Source organism: Streptomyces solicamelliae, from assembly GCF_045348655.1.
Taxonomy (GTDB): domain Bacteria; phylum Actinomycetota; class Actinomycetes; order Streptomycetales; family Streptomycetaceae; genus Streptomyces; species Streptomyces solicamelliae.
Map to the genome: position 1 here is coordinate 3,822,581 of NZ_CP160404.1, position 16,137 is coordinate 3,838,717.

The 16,137-nt window shown below is 73.8% G+C and carries 15 protein-coding genes; 14 read left to right on the plus strand and 1 reads right to left on the minus strand.

The features are described 5' to 3' along the window. Window position 1: 1 nt before the first annotated feature. The 14 genes from ABZO31_RS17800 (at window position 2) to ABZO31_RS17865 (ending at window position 14,503) form a co-directional block, all read left to right on the plus strand. Window positions 2-796, plus strand: a complete 795-nt coding sequence (locus ABZO31_RS17800) for an aldose 1-epimerase (RefSeq protein ID WP_406865387.1) — start codon at window positions 2-4, stop codon at window positions 794-796. A 24-nt stretch (window positions 797-820) separates the two neighbouring features. Then, window positions 821-1,372 carry an orotate phosphoribosyltransferase gene (gene pyrE, locus ABZO31_RS17805; protein ID WP_406862217.1) on the plus strand — a complete coding sequence of 184 codons (552 nt, stop codon included), beginning with the start codon at window positions 821-823 and terminating at the stop codon, window positions 1,370-1,372. A gap of 198 nt (window positions 1,373-1,570) precedes the next feature. Further along, window positions 1,571-2,593: a class II fructose-bisphosphate aldolase gene (gene fbaA, locus ABZO31_RS17810; RefSeq protein ID WP_406862218.1), complete on the plus strand. Its 1,023-nt coding sequence runs from the start codon at window positions 1,571-1,573 to the stop codon at window positions 2,591-2,593. Window positions 2,594-2,667: 74 nt separating this feature from the next. Further along, complete coding sequence (locus tag ABZO31_RS17815) at window positions 2,668-4,164, plus strand: MFS transporter (protein WP_406862219.1); 1,497 nt, start codon at window positions 2,668-2,670, stop codon at window positions 4,162-4,164. Between the two features lie 74 nt (window positions 4,165-4,238). Then, window positions 4,239-4,652, plus strand: a complete 414-nt coding sequence (locus ABZO31_RS17820; RefSeq protein WP_406862220.1) for a DUF3151 domain-containing protein — start codon at window positions 4,239-4,241, stop codon at window positions 4,650-4,652. A 156-nt stretch (window positions 4,653-4,808) separates the two neighbouring features. Further along, window positions 4,809-5,675, plus strand: a complete 867-nt coding sequence (locus tag ABZO31_RS17825) for a DUF3152 domain-containing protein (RefSeq protein ID WP_406862221.1) — start codon at window positions 4,809-4,811, stop codon at window positions 5,673-5,675. A 108-nt stretch (window positions 5,676-5,783) separates the two neighbouring features. Further along, the gene (locus ABZO31_RS17830) at window positions 5,784-6,632 is read left to right on the plus strand and encodes a tryptophan 2,3-dioxygenase family protein (protein WP_406862222.1); all 849 of its coding nucleotides are present in this window, start codon (window positions 5,784-5,786) and stop codon (window positions 6,630-6,632) included. After that, a complete protein-coding gene (gene kynU, locus ABZO31_RS17835; protein WP_406862223.1) occupies window positions 6,625-7,872 on the plus strand; it encodes a kynureninase in 1,248 nt (415 codons plus the stop codon). The genes ABZO31_RS17830 and kynU overlap by 8 nt, the downstream gene beginning before the upstream one ends. A 98-nt stretch (window positions 7,873-7,970) precedes the next feature. Beyond that, window positions 7,971-8,840 (plus strand): alpha/beta hydrolase, encoded by an 870-nt coding sequence (locus ABZO31_RS17840; RefSeq protein ID WP_406862224.1) that lies wholly within the window; start codon window positions 7,971-7,973, stop codon window positions 8,838-8,840. Between the two features lie 107 nt (window positions 8,841-8,947). Continuing rightward, complete coding sequence (locus ABZO31_RS17845; RefSeq protein WP_406862225.1) at window positions 8,948-9,859, plus strand: alpha/beta hydrolase; 912 nt, start codon at window positions 8,948-8,950, stop codon at window positions 9,857-9,859. A gap of 116 nt (window positions 9,860-9,975) precedes the next feature. Continuing rightward, window positions 9,976-11,223 carry an acyltransferase family protein gene (locus ABZO31_RS17850; RefSeq protein ID WP_406862226.1) on the plus strand — a complete coding sequence of 416 codons (1,248 nt, stop codon included), beginning with the start codon at window positions 9,976-9,978 and terminating at the stop codon, window positions 11,221-11,223. Then, the gene (locus tag ABZO31_RS17855; RefSeq protein ID WP_406862227.1) at window positions 11,211-12,533 is read left to right on the plus strand and encodes a sensor histidine kinase; all 1,323 of its coding nucleotides are present in this window, start codon (window positions 11,211-11,213) and stop codon (window positions 12,531-12,533) included. Before ABZO31_RS17850 ends, ABZO31_RS17855 begins: the two co-directional genes overlap by 13 nt. Next, window positions 12,530-13,189, plus strand: a complete 660-nt coding sequence (locus ABZO31_RS17860; protein WP_406862228.1) for a response regulator — start codon at window positions 12,530-12,532, stop codon at window positions 13,187-13,189. The genes ABZO31_RS17855 and ABZO31_RS17860 overlap by 4 nt, the downstream gene beginning before the upstream one ends. Before the next feature lie 75 nt (window positions 13,190-13,264). Continuing rightward, window positions 13,265-14,503 (plus strand): cytochrome P450, encoded by a 1,239-nt coding sequence (locus ABZO31_RS17865; RefSeq protein ID WP_406862229.1) that lies wholly within the window; start codon window positions 13,265-13,267, stop codon window positions 14,501-14,503. Between the two features lie 61 nt (window positions 14,504-14,564). Here the strand turns inward: ABZO31_RS17865 and ABZO31_RS17870 are convergent, their stop codons facing one another. Further along, the gene (locus ABZO31_RS17870) at window positions 14,565-16,136 is read right to left on the minus strand and encodes an ABC transporter permease (protein ID WP_406862230.1); all 1,572 of its coding nucleotides are present in this window, start codon (window positions 16,134-16,136) and stop codon (window positions 14,565-14,567) included. Window position 16,137 lies beyond the last annotated feature (1 nt).

A 16,137-nucleotide genomic window follows, 5' to 3' on the forward strand; every position in this document is an offset into this window, starting at 1 on the left:
CATGCAGACGCGACTGACGGCGGGCGACGCCGAGTTGACCATCGACCCCGAGAACGGCTGCCGCATCGCCGGCCTCCGGATCGGCGGCGCCGAACTCCTGCGCCAGGGCGAGAAGTACGGCAGTTTCCCCATGGCGCCCTGGTGCGGCCGGACCGCCCTCGGCGAGTTCCGCAACGGCGGCGAGAAGCACCAGCTGCCGCTCAACTCCCCGCCGCACGCCATCCACGGCACCGTGCGGGACGGCGCCTGGCGCCCGGTCATCGCGGACGAGCGCAGCGCGACCTTCGCCTACCGGCTCGTCGAGCCCTGGCCGTACGCCGGGACCGTCACCCAGGTCTTCGAACTCACCGAGGACTCGCTCACCCTGCGGATGGGCGTCGAGACGGCCGACGCCTCGTTCCCGGCGCAGGCCGGCTGGCACCCCTGGTTCCACCGGGTCCTGGACGGCCCCGACGGCCCGTCCGAGCCCGTGCGGCTGGACTTCAGCCCCGCCTGGCAGGAGGAGCGAGGCGACGACCACCTCCCCACCGGGCGCCGTATCGACCCCCTCCCCGGCCCGTGGGACGACTGCTTCGGCATGCCCGGCGGCATCGACGTGACGCTGACCTGGCCGGAGCGGCTGGAGCTCCGGATCACCAGCCGCGCCGAGTGGGTGGTCGTCTACGACGAGCAGGACGCCGCGGTCTGTGTCGAGCCGCAGTCCGGTCCGCCGAACGGACTCAACACGCTGCCCCGGCTCGTCACCCCGATCGACCCCCTGGAGATCGAGGCGACCTTCGCCTGGCGTCGGCTCTAGCGCAGGGCCCTTAAGCTCATGAGCATGACTGACGTACGCGCTGAGCTGCTCCAGCAGATCAAGGACAAGGCCGTGGTGCACGGCAAGGTGACCCTCTCCTCGGGTCTGGAGGCCGACTACTACGTCGACCTGCGCCGCATCACGCTGGACGGCTCCGCCGCGCCCCTGGTCGGTCAGGTCATGCTCGATCTGACCGCCGAGCTGGACTTCGACGCGGTCGGCGGCCTCACCCTCGGCGCCGACCCCGTCGCCACCTCGATGCTGCACGCCTCCGCCGCCCGCGGCGGCCGCCGCCTGGACGCCTTCGTCGTCCGCAAGGCCGCCAAGGCGCACGGCATGCAGCGCCAGGTCGAGGGCCCGGACATCAAGGGCCGCCGCGTCCTGATCGTCGAGGACACCTCCACCACCGGCGGCTCGCCGCTCACCGCCGTCGAGGCCGCCCGCGCGGCCGGCGCCGAGGTCGTCGCCGTCGCGACGATCGTCGACCGCGCCACCGGTGCCGGCGAGAAGATCAGCGGCACGGCCGGCGTGCCGTATCTCTACGCGTACGCGCTGGACGAGCTCGGTCTCGGCTGACGGCGGGACTGATGCCGAATCACCTGATCAAGGTGTGACCAGCGGTTTTCGGGCAGGGCGGAGTGTTTCACGTGAAACGCTCCGCCCTGACCTGTAAGGGGAGGTCAAGAGTCTGGAAAGATGGGCGCACCGACGATGACGTCGACCCCAGGTCAGGGCTAGCACCACACTCAACCGCACATCACAAGGAGCGGACGAATGCCCATCGCAACCCCCGAGGTCTACAACGAGATGCTCGACCGGGCGAAGGCAGGCAAGTTCGCCTACCCGGCCATCAATGTCACCTCGTCCCAGACGCTGCACGCTGCGCTCCGCGGTTTCGCGGAGGCCAACAGCGACGGCATCATCCAGATCTCGACCGGTGGCGCCGAGTTCCTGGGCGGCCAGCACAGCAAGGACATGGTCACGGGCGCCGTCGCCCTGGCCGAATTCGCGCACATCGTCGCCGCGAAGTACGACGTCAACATCGCGCTGCACACGGACCACTGCCCGAAGGACAAGCTGGACGGCTATGTCCGTCCGCTGATCGAGGTCTCCGCCGAGCGCGTGGCCCGGGGCGAGAACCCGCTGTTCCAGTCGCACATGTGGGACGGCTCGGCCGAGACCCTCGCGGACAACCTGGCCATCGGCCAGGAGCTGCTCGCCAAGGCCGCCGCCGCGAAGATCATCCTCGAGGTCGAGATCACCCCGACCGGCGGCGAGGAGGACGGCGTCAGCCACGAGATCAACGACGAGCTGTACACCACCGTCGAGGACGCGGTCCGCACCGCCGAGGCCCTCGGCCTGGGCGAGAAGGGCCGCTACCTGCTGGCCGCCTCCTTCGGCAACGTGCACGGCGTCTACAAGCCGGGCAACGTCGTGCTCCGCCCCGAGCTGCTGAAGGACCTGCAGGCCGGCGTCGCCGAGAAGTTCGGCAAGGTCAGCCCGTTCGACTTCGTCTTCCACGGCGGCTCCGGCTCCACGCGCGAGGAGATCGCCACCGCGCTGGAGAACGGCGTCGTCAAGATGAACCTCGACACCGACACCCAGTACGCCTTCACGCGTCCGGTCGCGGACCACATGTTCAAGAACTACGACGGCGTCCTGAAGGTCGACGGCGAGGTCGGCAAGAAGTCCACCTACGACCCGCGCACCTGGGGCAAGCTGGCCGAGGCCGGCATGGCCGCGCGCGTCGTCGAGGCCTGCGAGGCGCTGCGCTCCGCGGGCACGCACGTGAAGTAACCCCGACGGGGTACCCGGGCCCGGCACGTCACCGCGACGTGCCGGGCCCGTCCGCGTAGGGGAGCATGGCCGGTATGGCCGATACCGAGACCCAGATACGGCTGCGGACGCCGCCCGGGCGCTGGGTCGTCGTCGTGACGGTGCTCGGATCCGGGATGGTGCTGCTCGACTCCACCGTCGTCAACGTCGCCCTGCCGCACATCGGCGAGGACCTCGGCACGGACATGGCGGCGCTCCAGTGGACCGTCAACGCGTACATGCTCACGCTCGCCGGGCTGATCCTGCTCGGCGGGGCGCTGGGCGACCGCTACGGGCGGCGGAAGGTCTTCGTCGTCGGCGTGGTCTGGTTCGCGCTCGCCTCGCTGCTGTGCGGGCTCGCGCCCAACGCGGAGATCCTGATCGCCGCGCGCGCCCTGCAGGGCATCGGCGGCGCGCTGCTCACCCCGGGCTCGCTGGCGATCCTGCAGGCCAGTTTCCATCCCGACGACCGGGCCCGGGCGGTGGGCCTGTGGTCCGGCTTCGGCGGGGTGGGCGCGGCGGTGGGACCTTTCGTCGGCGGCTGGCTCGTCGACGGGCCCGGCTGGCGCTGGATCTTCCTGCTGAACGTGCCGCTGGCCGCGATCTGCGTGCCGATCACGCTGCGGCACGTCCCGGAGACCCGCGACACCGAGGCGGACCACGGGCGCTTCGACATCTTCGGCGCGCTGCTCGGCGCGGCGGCGCTGGCGCTGGTCACGTACGGCTTCATCGGCGAGAGCTGGCTCGCGGGCGCCGTGGGGGTGGTGGTGGGCGTGGCGTTCGTCTGGTGGGAAGGCCGGACCCCGCACCCCATGTTGCCCCTGTCGATCTTCAAGTCCCGCCTGTTCACCGCGGTCAACCTCGTGACCCTCTGCGTGTACGCGGCGTTCAGCGGCTTCTTCTTCCTGGCCGCGCTCCAGCTCCAGGTGGTCTCCGGGTACTCGGCGCTGCAGGCCGGCACCGCGCTGCTGCCGACGACGGTGCTGATGCTGTTGCTGTCGGCGCGGGCGGGGGAGCTGGGCGAGAAGATCGGGCCGCGCATCCCGCTCACCGTCGGCCCGCTGCTGTGCGCGGCGGGGATGCTGCTGATGCTGAGGGTGGGCGAGAACGCCTCGTACGTGGCCGACGTGCTGCCCGCGCTGCTGGTCCTGGGCCTCGGCATGACCGCGCTGGTGGCCCCGCTCACCGCGACCGTGCTGTCCTCCGTGGACGTGTCCCGGGCGGGCCTGGCCAGCGGCATCAACAACGCGGCCGCGCGGGCCGCGGGCCTGCTCGCGGTGGCCGCGCTGCCGCTGCTGGCCGGGATGGGCCCGGAGGCGTACCGCTCGGCGGAGGAGTTCGGGGACACCTTCAAGCGGGCGATGCCGATGTGCGCCGGGCTGCTGGTGGCGGGCGCGGTCCTGGCCTGGGTCACCATCCGCGAGCCGAAGGCGGCCGACTGCCACCCCGGCTGCAAGGTCCACTGCGGCGTCACCTCGCCCCCGCTGGACCCGGGCGAACGGGACGAGGACCATCGCGGGCACCCCGAGCACCCGGGCCAGGCGACCGCCTGAGGCGGCGCGCGGGCGCGGCGACGGCGCCGCGGTCGCATGCCGGGCCGGGCGGCCGTCTGAGGCAGACTGGCCCCATGGCCATCCACGAGAACCTGCTGGGGGGACCTCCCCCCACCCACCTGCCCGACGACCCCGAGCCGCGCGAGCTGCTCGCCGAGGGCACCGCGCCGGCCGACGTCGCGGCGAAGTACCCGAAGTCCTCGCTGGCGTGGGCCCGGCTCGCCGACGAGGCGTTCGAGGGCGGCCGCGTCGTCGAGTCGTACGCGTACGCCCGCACCGGCTATCACCGCGGCCTGGACGCGCTGCGCCGCGCCGGCTGGAAGGGCCACGGCCCGGTGCCGTGGGAGCACGAGCCCAACCGCGGCTTCCTGCGTGCGCTGCACGCGCTGGCGCGGGCCGCGCAGTCGATCGGCGAGCAGGACGAGTACGAGCGCTGCTCGACCTTCCTGCGCGACTCCTCGCCCACGGCGGCCGACACCCTCAACTGACCGCGAGAACACCGCAGGTCGGGGGCCCGGAGCAGGACTCCGGGTCCCCTTCGTGCAGGGACCGCCCACCGGGGGGCGACAGGTCCGGCCGGTACGATCGCACGAACCATCGAATTGACCATCCGGCCCACGAGGCCGGCGCAGGGGGGAACTGTCGTGGGCAAGCGGGGTGCCGGAAACCGGGGGCGCAGACGTGCGCAGGGGCGTCGCCGCGCCCGGAGCAGGCGCCGTCCCGTAGGCCGGCTGCTGCTGCTCGCCGTCGTCCTGACGGGCATGACGCTCGGCGGCGGCGCGGCGCTCGCGTACTGGAAGGACACCCGGGAGGCGCAGGCCGCGCCCGAGCCGGAGCGCATCCCCACCCAGGTGCCCAGCCCGCCGCCGAGCCCCAGCCCGACGCCCACGCCGAAGCCCACTCCGACGCCGAAGCCCAAGCCGAAGCCGAAGAAGACCACGGTCCCGAAGTCCGGGCAGGGCACGTTCACCACCGCCGACTCCGCCGGAACCCCGGTCGGCTCCGGCGGCACGCTGCGCCGCTACCGGGTCCAGGTCGAGGACGGCGTGGACATCTCCGCGCGCGAGGCGGCCGCCGAGATCGAGGCGATCCTGGCCCATCCGCGCGGCTGGGCCGCGCACGGCCGCGGTCGTTTCCAGCTGGTCACCGAGAACGCCGACTTCGTCATCAAGATCGCCACCCCGGACACCGCCGACCGGCTCTGCCTGGCGGTGGGCCTGAACACGCACGGCGAGCTGAACTGCGAGACCACGCAGGGCGTGGTGGTGAACCTCAAGCGCTGGGTGCTGGGCTCCCCGACGTTCTCCGGGTCGCCCGCCGAGTACCGGCATCTGATCATCAACCACGAGGTCGGGCACGAGATCGGCATCCGGCAGCACATGAGCTGCCCGGGAGTGGGCAAGCTCGCGCCGGTGATGATGCAGCAGATCAAGGGCCTGAACGGCTGCCGTTCGAACGCATATCCGTATGACGAAGACGGGAGCTACATCACGGGCCCGATCGTGCCATGATGCGCGTGGGACGTGCACGCCGTCGTGCGCGCCCCGAGGGGACCGGGGCTCCGTCGTCACACGGAAGGAGCGGACCGCTACCCGGAAGTACGTATCGAGGAGACAGAAATGTCTACTTTCCCCGATGCCTCCGGAGCCGGTTCGGTCGATGACCCGAACCTCGACTTCGCGGGCACCACGCCCTACGAGGACTACGTCCAGGCGGACGTCCTCACCCACCTCCAGCACCTCCGCTCCGACGACCCGGGCGAGATGGTCTTCCTGGTCACCACCCAGGTCATGGAGCTGTGGTTCACCGTGATCGTCCACGAGTGGGAGACCGCGAGCCGCGCCCTGCGCGAGGACCGGATCCCCGTGGCGATGGACGCGCTCAAGCGCTCCGTGCGCCAGCTGGAGGCCCTGAACCACTCCTGGCGGCCGCTGGCCCAGCTCACCCCGGCGCAGTTCAACTCCTACCGCGGCGCGCTCGGCGAGGGCTCCGGCTTCCAGTCGGCGATGTACCGGCGGATGGAGTTCCTGCTCGGCGAGAAGTCCGCGTCCATGCTGGTGCCGCACCGCGGCGCGCCCCGGGTCCACGCGGAGCTGGAGAAGGCGCTGCAGGAGCCGAGCCTGTACGACGAGGTGCTGCGGCTCCTCGCCCGCCGCGGGCTGCCGGTGCCGGAGGCCGTCCTCGGCCGCGACCTGGCGCTGCGGTACGAGACCTCGCCCGAGATCGAGCACATCTGGGCCGGGATCTACGCCGACCCCGACCAGAACGCCGAGCTGGTCCGCCTCGGCGAGGCACTGAGCGACGTCGCCGAGCTCGTCTGGCGCTGGCGCAACGACCACCTGGTCGCCACCCGCCGGGCCATGGGCTCCAAGACCGGCACCGGCGGCTCCGCGGGCGTGGCCTGGCTGGAGAAGCGGGCACAGAAGAACGTGTTCCCCGAGCTGTGGACGGCGCGCAGCCATGTCTGAGACCACCTCCGACCTGCGCGAGACCGCCCGGCGGCTCGACTCCCACGACCCGCTCGCCAAGCGGCGCGAGCTGTTCGCCCTGGACGACGCGGTCTACCTGGACGGCAACTCGCTCGGCGCGCTGCCCGCGCACGTGCCGGACCGGATGGCCGACGTGATCACCCGCGAGTGGGGGCGGCTGCGCATCCGCTCCTGGGACGAGTCGGGCTGGTGGACCGCCCCGGAGCGGATCGGCGACCGGATCGCCCCGCTGGTCGGGGCGGCCCCCGGGCAGATCGTCGTCGGCGACTCGACCAGCGTGAACGTCTTCAAGGCGGTCGTCGCCGCGGCGCGGCTCGCCGGGGACGACCGGGACGAGATCCTCGTCGACGCGACGACGTTTCCCACGGACGGGTACATCGCCGAGTCCGCGGCGCGGATGACCGGCCGGACGCTGGTCCCGGTGGATCCGGCGGAGGTCGCCGCCGCGGCGGGTCCCCGTACGGCCGCCGCGCTGGTCAACCACGTCGACTTCCGCACCGGCCGGCTGCACGACCTGCCCGGCATCACCGCGGCCCTGCGGGCGGCGGGCGCGCTGGCGGTCTGGGACCTGTGCCACAGCGCGGGCGCGCTGCCGGTCGGCCTGGACGCGCACGGCGTCGACCTCGCGGTCGGCTGTACGTACAAGTACCTGAACGGCGGCCCCGGTTCGCCCGCGTACCTGTACGTCGCCGAGCGCCACCAGGCGGCCTTCGACTCGCCGCTGCCCGGCTGGAACTCGCACGCCGACCCGTTCGCCATGACGCCCGGCTACGCGGCGGCGGACGGCGCGGTGCGCGGCCGGGTCGGGACCCCCGACATCCTGTCGATGCTGGCGCTCGAGGCGGCGCTCGACGTGTGGGACGGGGTCGCGATCGAGGACGTGCGCGCGAAGTCGCTCGCGCTGACGGACTTCTTCCTGGAGTGCGTGCGGGCGTACGTGCCTACCGGAGCCGTCGAGTCGCTGACGCCGGAGGCGCACGAGGAGCGGGGCAGCCAGGTCGCGCTGCGCTGCGAGGCGGCGCCGGCGGTGATGGCGGAGCTGATCGCCCGCGGTGTCGTGGGCGATCTGCGCCGGCCGGACGTGCTGCGCTTCGGCTTCACCCCGCTGTACGTCGGCTTCGCGGACGCGGAGCGGGCGGCGCGGGTGCTGGCGGAGGTCGTGGCGGACGTCATGGGCGACGCCGCGGCAGGTGCCGCGGACGGCGGTCGGACGGTCTGATGAACGGCTGATCTGCGGGGGCGGGCTTTTGGTACCGTCCCCGCAGGTCAGGCCGGATCAGGCCGGTTCGGCCCCGTCCCCGAGAGGTTGGAACTGCCATGCCGGACCCCGCCGCGCGCGACGCCGCCGAAGAAGCCTCGGCCTTCTCGCACCCGGCCGTCGCCCCCGACGCGTCCGCCCCGTACGGCGAACACCCGGACCAGATCGTCGACTTCTACGCCCCGCGCGACGGGAGCCGGCAGGCGCCGCTGGTCGTCGCCCTGCACGGCGGGGCCTGGCGGTCGCCGTACGACCGGCAGCACCTGACTCCTTTCGTGGACTTTCTCGCGCGCCGCGGTTTCGCCGTCGCCAACGTCGAGTACCGGCGCGGCAGCGACATCCCCCGGCAGGGCGGCGCGGCCCCGGTCGCCGGCCGCTGGCCGGAGACCTTCGACGACGTGGCCGCGGCGATGGACGCGCTGCCGGGTCTCGCGGCCGCGCACCTGCCGCAGGCCGACCCGCGGCGGATCGTGCTGACCGGCCACTCCGCGGGAGGCCACCTGGCGCTCTGGGCCGCGGCCCGGCACTGCCTGCCGCAGGACGCCCCCTGGCGCCTGCCGGCCCCGCCGGTCCTGCGCGGCGTCGTCGCGCTGGCCCCCATCGCCCACTTCGCCCGCTCGGTCGAACTCGACGTGTGCGGCGGGGCGGTGACCCAGCTCCTGGGCGGCGAGGCGGAGTGGGGGACCCGCGCCGCCTACGCGGACCCCGCCGCCCTCCTCCCCACCGGCATCGCCACGACGCTCGTCCAGGGCCGCAGCGACATCGTGGTCCCGCCGGAGGTCGCGGAGGCGTACGCGGACGCGGCGGCGAAGGCCGGCGAGACGGTCGGCCTGACGCTCCTGGAGGACATCGGGCACTTCCCCCTGATCGACCCGGCGGCGGACGCGTGCGCGGTGGTCGCGGAGGAGCTTGCCCAACTGGCGTGGTGACATCCCGGGGTGACGGCGTGTCGTACGTGTCATACCCGAGGGCTACCCGGCAAGTGTCCCCCCTGGTGTGATGCCCGCGACGAGGGCGTCTTCCTAGCGTCGGGGGCATGAAGACGAACCGTCTCCGACGCACGCTGCTCGCCTCGCTCCTCGTCGCCGCCGTCGCCGTCCCGCTGTCCGGGGCGGCGACGCGGGCGACGGTGCCCGCGCCCGACGCCGTCGTGTCCGGGGCGGCCGACCGGCCCGCCCAGCGGTACGCGGCCCACCGCGCCGCGGTCGCCGAGGCCGCCCGCCTCGCCGACGGGCACGGCGACCGGCGGCGCGCCAGGAACCTGCGCGCACTGGCGGACAGCCGGTTGCTGGCCTTCGACGGCCGCGGCCGGGGCCGGATCGTCGAGGTCTTCGGCGACCTGGAGCGGGCGCGGCGGATCGCGGTGCTCGTCCCCGGCTCGGACGTCCGCCTCGACACGTACGGCGGCCGGTTCCGGCGCGGCGCGGCCGCACTGAGCGCCCGCCTCGGCCCGGACGCCGCCGTGGTGGCCTGGCTCGGCTACGACACCCCCGACACCGTGGGCCCCGAGGTGCTCACCCCGGGCCGGGCCGACACCGCCGCACCCGGACTGCGGGCGCTCGTCGACCTGTTGCGCACGTTCAACCCGCCCGCGCGGATCTCGGCGCTCTGCCACTCGTACGGCGCGGTGGTCTGCGGCCGCGCGGCGCACGGCCTGGACGTCACCGACCTCGTCCTGTACGGCAGCCCCGGCACCGGCGCGGACACCGCCGCGGCGCTGGGGACGCGGGCGAGGGTGTGGGCGAGCCGCGCCTCCGGCGACTGGGTCGCCCACCTGCCGCACGCGAACGTCGACCTCCTCGGTACCACCCTCGGCCTGGGCCCCGACCCCACCGAACCGGCCTTCGGCGCACGACCGTTCGCCACCGGCCCCGGCGGCCACGGCGACTACCTGGAACGCGGCAGCACGGGCCTGCGCGCCATGGCCGCGATCGTGGAGGCGTCATGAGCCCGCGCGAAGGAACCGGATGCGGGGCCGGCGTGATGAGCCCGCGCGAAGGAACCGGATGCGCAGCCGGCGTGATGAGCCCGCGCGGAGGAACCGGTGGCCGGGCAGGCGTCGCCATGAGCCTGCGCGCACGCGTGCGCCGCATCGACGCCGCCACCCCGCCCGGCCGGGACCGCGCGGTCGACGCGCTGCGTGCCCTGGCCATCCTCGGGGTCGTCCTCGGGCACTGGCTGGTCACCGCGCTCGTCGCGGACACGGGAACGCTGCGGACGGCGAGCCCGCTGCAGTACGGGCCCGAACTCGCCCCGGTCACCTGGATGTTCCAGACTCTGGCGGTGTTCTTCCTGGTCGGCGGTCACGTCGGGGTGAAGAGCCACCTCGCCGCGCGGGCCCGCGGCACGGCCTACCGGACCTGGCTCGCGGCGCGGACGGCGCGGCTGTTCCGGCCGGTCCTCGCGCTCCTCGCGCTGTGGGCGGTGGCCGCGGGACTGCTGCTGGTCTCCGGAGCGGAGCTCCAGACCGTCCACACCCTGGGGAAACTAGCCCTCTCCCCGCTCTGGTTCCTGCTGGTCTTCGTCGCGCTGACCGCGGCGACCCCGGTGATCGCGAGGCTCCACCCGCTGTGGCCGCTCGCCGTCGTGGCCCATGTGGACCTGTTCCGCTTCGGCTTCGACGGCCCCGAGGCGCTCGGCTGGATCAACGTCGCGGCCGGCTGGCTCGTCCCGTACACGCTCGGAGCGCTGTGGGCGCGCGGCGGGCTCGGCCCCCGGGCGGGCCGGAGCCTGCTGCTGTGCGGCGCGGCCGCGACCGCCGCACTGGTCGCGTGGGCCGGCTACCCGGCCTCGATGGTCGGCGTCCCGGGCGCCGCGGTCTCCAACCTCAACCCGCCGACGCTCGCGGCCGTCTGCTTCGGCCTGGCCCAGTGCGGCCTCGCCCTGATGCTGCTGGGCCCGCTGCGCCGCGCGATGCGCCGGCCGCTTGCGTGGGCCGGGACCGCCCTGCTCAACCTGTCCGCGATGACGGTCTTCCTCTGGCACCAGACCGCCCTGATGGCCGTCACCGCGAGCGGCCTCCTGGCCGGCCACCCGCTGACCGGCCTGCACACGCCGCCGGACGGCCCGGCCTGGATCCTGGCCCGCCTCGCCTGGCTCCCGGCCTTCGCCCTCGCCCTGACCGTGTGCTGGACGGCCTTCCACCCGTACGAGACCCGCCGAGCCGCGGCGCCGGCGAACCCCGCACCCTCCGGCGGCCCCTCGAAGGCCCACGTCGCCCGGCCCCCGCGTAGTACCTGCGACGGACCCCGCAGAATCCCCATTCCGCCGGACGACCCGTCCGCCTCCCGGCCCGTACCTTGGCTGGCGTGACCGAGACGACGCGCATCCCCCACGCCAAGAGCCGCAGCCCCGAAGCACGCCTGGTCATGGGCGGACTCCGGGGACTGCGGCAGGATCTCTTCCAGGACGCCTTCGCGTACCGGCCGCTGCCGCGGCTGGACGTGGACCGCGCCCTCACCCGGTACCTCCCGGCGCGCATACGCGTGTACACCGGATACCTCCCGCACGCCACCGTCGCCTGGTGCGCCTTCCTGGTGTTCCTCGCCGGGCTCGCCGTGCTCGGCGGCGGCGGGGCCGTGGCGTTCGTGTTCGCCTGCCTGCCCGCCGGGATCGTGCTGCTCACGCTCGTCCGGCCGGTGCTCGCCTTCTGGGCCATGCTCGGACTCACTCCCTTCTTCGCGGTCATCGGCTCGCCGGACGGCTGGCCCTGGCCGCCGAACGTCTTCGCCGCGCACCTCGTCGTCCTGACCGTCGTCGCGGCCCGCACCCGCCCCCGCGCCGGCGCGTGGATGTGGGTCCTGACCGCCCTGTACGCCCTGTTCGCCGAGACGTTCCTCGGCCTCGGGCACAGCAGCGACTCCGCCCCGCTGCTGTTCCTCGCCGCGCTCTCCCTCCTCGTCGTCACCGTCCTCCACGTCCGCCGCCAGGCCGCCGCCGAGGTGACCGCACAGCAGAGCGTGACCGCCGTCGAGCGGTCCAAGCGGACGCTGCTGGAGGAGCGCACCACCATCGCCCGCGAGCTGCACGACGTCGTCGCCCACCACATGTCCGTGGTCGCCATCCAGGCGGAGGCCGCCCCGTACCGGGTGGAGAACCCGCCGCCCGAGCTGGAGCAGGCGTTCGCCACGATCCGCGAGAACGCCGTGGCCGCGCTCACCGAACTGCGCCGCGTGCTCGGCGTCGTCCGCGCCGAGGACTACGAGGCCCCGGACGCCCCGCAGCCGACGCTCGCCGACCTCGACGGCCTGATCCGGAACGTCCGCGAGGCCGGGCTCGACGTCGAGACGACGGTGACCGGCGCGGTGCGCGAACTCCCGCAGGGCGTCGAGCTGTCCGCGTACCGCATCGTCCAGGAGGCCCTGTCGAACGTGCTGCGGCACGCGCCGGGCGCGGGCGCGAAGGTCGAGGTCAGCTATGTCCTCGGCGGCCTCGGACTGCGGATCGCGAACGGCCCCGCCCGCGGCCTCGTGAAGCCCTCGCCCGGCGCCGGCCACGGCATCACCGGCATGCGGGAGCGTGTGACGATGCTGGGCGGGGAGATGACGGCCGAGGCGACCGACGACGGTGGCTACGAGGTGACGGCCTTCGTTCCGGTGAGCCGTGAGGAGCAGCAGACGTGATCCGCGTACTGATCGTCGACGACCAGATGATGGTCCGCGAGGGTTTCTCCGTGCTCCTCGGCGCGATGCCGGACATCGAGGTCGTCGGCGAGGCGGTCGACGGCCGCGAGGCCGTCGCGCAGGCCGCGGCGCTCCGCCCGGACGTGGTCCTCATGGACATCCGCATGCCCGAGCTGAACGGCATCGAGGCCACCCGCGCGATCGTCGCCGCCGACCCGGAGGCCAAGGTGCTGGTGCTCACCACCTTCGACCTCGACGAGTACGTGTACCAGGCGCTGCGCGCCGGCGCCTCGGGCTTCCTGCTGAAGGACGCCTCCGCGCGGCAGCTCGCCGAGGGCGTGCGGGTCGTGGCCGCGGGGGAGGCGCTGCTCGCGCCGACCGTCACGAAGCGGCTGATCACCGAGTTCGCGAAGGCGGCCGAGTCGCCCCGGATGCCGGCCCTCGCGCAGATCGGCGAGCTGACGGAGCGTGAGACGGAGGTGCTGGTGCTCATCGCACAGGGCCTGTCGAACGCGGAGATCGCCGACCATCTCGTCGTCGCCGAGTCGACGATCAAGACGCACGTCAGCCGCATCCTGGTGAAGCTGGGCCTGCGCGACCGCACGCAGGCGGCGGTGTTCGCGTACGAGGCGCGGCTGGTGCAGGTCGGGGGGTAGCGCGCGGCCGGTGCGGGTCGGGGGGCCGGTGCGCGGCTGGTGCGGGTCGGGGACCGGCGCGGGTAGCGTCCGGTCATGGACACCGCGCAGCCTTCCGTCGAGGAGCTCTTCGCCCCGCACTCCCCGGCCTTCGTCGCCGACCCGTACCCCGCGTACGCGCAGCTGCGGGCCCGTGGCCGGGCGCACTGGTACGCGCCCTCGCAGCAGTGGCTGATCCCGCACTACGCGGACGTGTCGGCGCTGCTGCGGGACCGGCGCCTGGGCCGTACGTACCGGCACCGCTTCAGCCACGAGGAGTTCGGCCGTACGGCCCCGCCGGCCGCGCACGAGCCGTTCCACACGCTGAACGACCACGGGCTGCTCGACCTGGAGGGCGCGGACCACACGCGGATCCGGCGGCTGGTGTCGAAGGCGTTCACCCCGAGGACGGTCGAGAACCTCGTGCCGACCGTGCGCCGGCTGGCCGCCGGCCTGGTCGGCGGCCTCGTGGCGCGCGGCGGCGGCGACCTGCTCGCGGACGTGGCGGAGCCGCTGCCGGTGGCGGTGATCGCGGAGCTGCTCGGCATCCCGGAGGAGGACGAGGAGCGGGCCCGGCTGCGGCCGTGGTCGGCGGACATTTGCGGGATGTTCGAACTGAACCCGTCGGAGGAGACGGCGCGCCGGGCGGTGCGGGCGTCCCTCGAATTCTCGGACTACCTCCGCGAGTTGATCACCCGCCGCCGCACGGATCCCGGCGGGGACCTGATCTCCGCGCTGATCCACGCCCACGACGAGGGCGAACGCCTGACGGAGCAGGAGATGATCTCCACCTGCGTCCTGCTCCTGAACGCGGGCCACGAGGCGACGGTCAACACCACCGTGAACGGCTGGTGGACTCTGCTGCGCCACCCCGACCAGCTGGCCGCCCTGCGTGCGGACCCGGACGGCCTGCTGTCCACAGCTGTGGAGGAACTCCTCCGCTACGACACCTCGCTGCAGATGTTCGAGCGCTGGGTGCTCGACGACATCGAGGTCGGCGGCCTGCTGATCCCGCGCGGCTCGGAGGTGGCGCTGCTCTTCGGCTCCGCCAACCGCGACCCGGCCCGCTTCGGCACCACCGCCGACGAACTGGACCTGGCCCGCTCGGACAACCCCCACATCACCTTCGGCGCCGGCATCCACTACTGCCTGGGCGCGCCTCTGGCCCGCGTGGAACTCACGTCCCTCTTCACCGAACTCCTCCACCAGGCCCCGACCCTGCGCCTCGCGGCGGAGCCGCAGTGGAAGGAGGGCTACGTGATCAGGGGCGTGGAGAAGCTGCCGGTGGAGCTGTAGAGCCCGCCCGCGCGGGTGGCCGGTGCCCCTGCCGGGCACCGGCCACCCTGGGTGTACGGCCTCAGCAGGCCACGTCCCGCCGCCGCAGCCGCCACAGGCCGGCGACCGTCAGGGCCACCGCGATCCCGGTCAGCGCCACCAGCGGCGTCCAGGCCATCTCCGGGCCCGGCAGCTTCGGCAGGTGGCCGAAGGGGGAGAGGTTCAGGGCCGCCTGCGGCAGGTTCAGCGCCGGCCCGATCCAGCCCAGCACCAGGGCGAGCCCCGCCGCCCCCCACGCCGCCGTCGCGGCCTTCGGGTACGCGCCCCACAGCAGGACCGCGAGGCCGCCCAGGGTCCAGACCGCCGGGAGCTGGGCCAGCGCCGCGCCCAGGATCGGCGCGAAGTCCTTGCCGTACGAGGCGTACAGTCCGACCGCCGCGAGCGCCATGATCAGCACCGCCCCGCCGAACGCGACCACCAGGTGCCCGGCCGCCCACCGGAGCCGTCCCAGGGCGCCCGCCAGCAGCGGCTCCGCGCGGCCGGAGGTCTCCTCACCGTGCAGCCGCAGCACCGAGCCGACCACGAACAGGCCGGCCATCATGCCGAACAGGCCGACCATCGTGGCGAGGAAGGCGTTCGTGAGGGCGTTCTGTCCGCCCATCCGCTCGAAGATCTGTCGTGCCTGTTCGGAGTCGCCCACGATGTCCGCCGCGCCCTCGACCATCCCGCCGAAGACCAGCCCGGTCACCAGGAACCCGAGCGACCAGCCGAGCAGCCCGCCCCGCTGCAGCCGCCACGCCAGGGCGCCGGCCGTCGCGAGACGTCCCTCCGCCGGGCCGGGGCGGGCCGGCAGGAAGCTCATGCCGACGTCACGACGCCCCGTCAGCACGTACGCCACCGCCGTCTGGACGAGCACCGCCCCGGCGATCAGCAGCAGCACCCACCAGCGCTCGCCGCCGTACGGCCGCACGTTCTCCGGCCAGCCGACGGGCGAGAGCCAGGTCAGCACGGACGAGCCGTCCTCCGTACCGGCGTCCCCCGCCGCCCGCAGCACGAACGCGAGGCCGAGCACCGCGCCCGTCAGCCCCTTCGCGAGTCGTGCGCTCTCCGTGAGCTGCGCGACGATCGCGGCGGTGGCGGCGAACAGCATGCCGGTGCCGCCCACCGCGAGCCCCAGGGCGAGCGCCCCGCTCACGCCCTGGCCGGCGAGCCCGGCCGTGACGATCAGCGCGACGGCGGCGTTGGCCACCAGTGCGGCCAGCAGCGCGGCGGTCAGCGGGGCGCGCCGCCCCACCGCCCCGGCGGAGAGCAGCTCCTGACGGCCCGTCTCCTCTTCCTCCCGGGTGTGCCGGACGACGATGATCAGGCTCATCACGGCGGCGAGCGTCGCGGCGAAGACCCCGAACCGCCAGGCGACGAGCCCGCCGAGGGAGTCGTCGAAGACCGGTCCGTACAGCGACCGGAGCGAGCTGTTGGCGTTCATGGAGGCCGCGAGCCGGGCCCGGTCGGCGGGGCTGCCGTAGAGCGCCTCCAGCGAGCCGACCCCGCTGGCGACCATCCCGCCGACGACCAGCACCCACAGTGGCAGCATCAGCCGGTCGCGCCGCAGCGCGAGCCGGGCGAGACCGAAGGTCCCGGTCAGGGGAACCGCCATC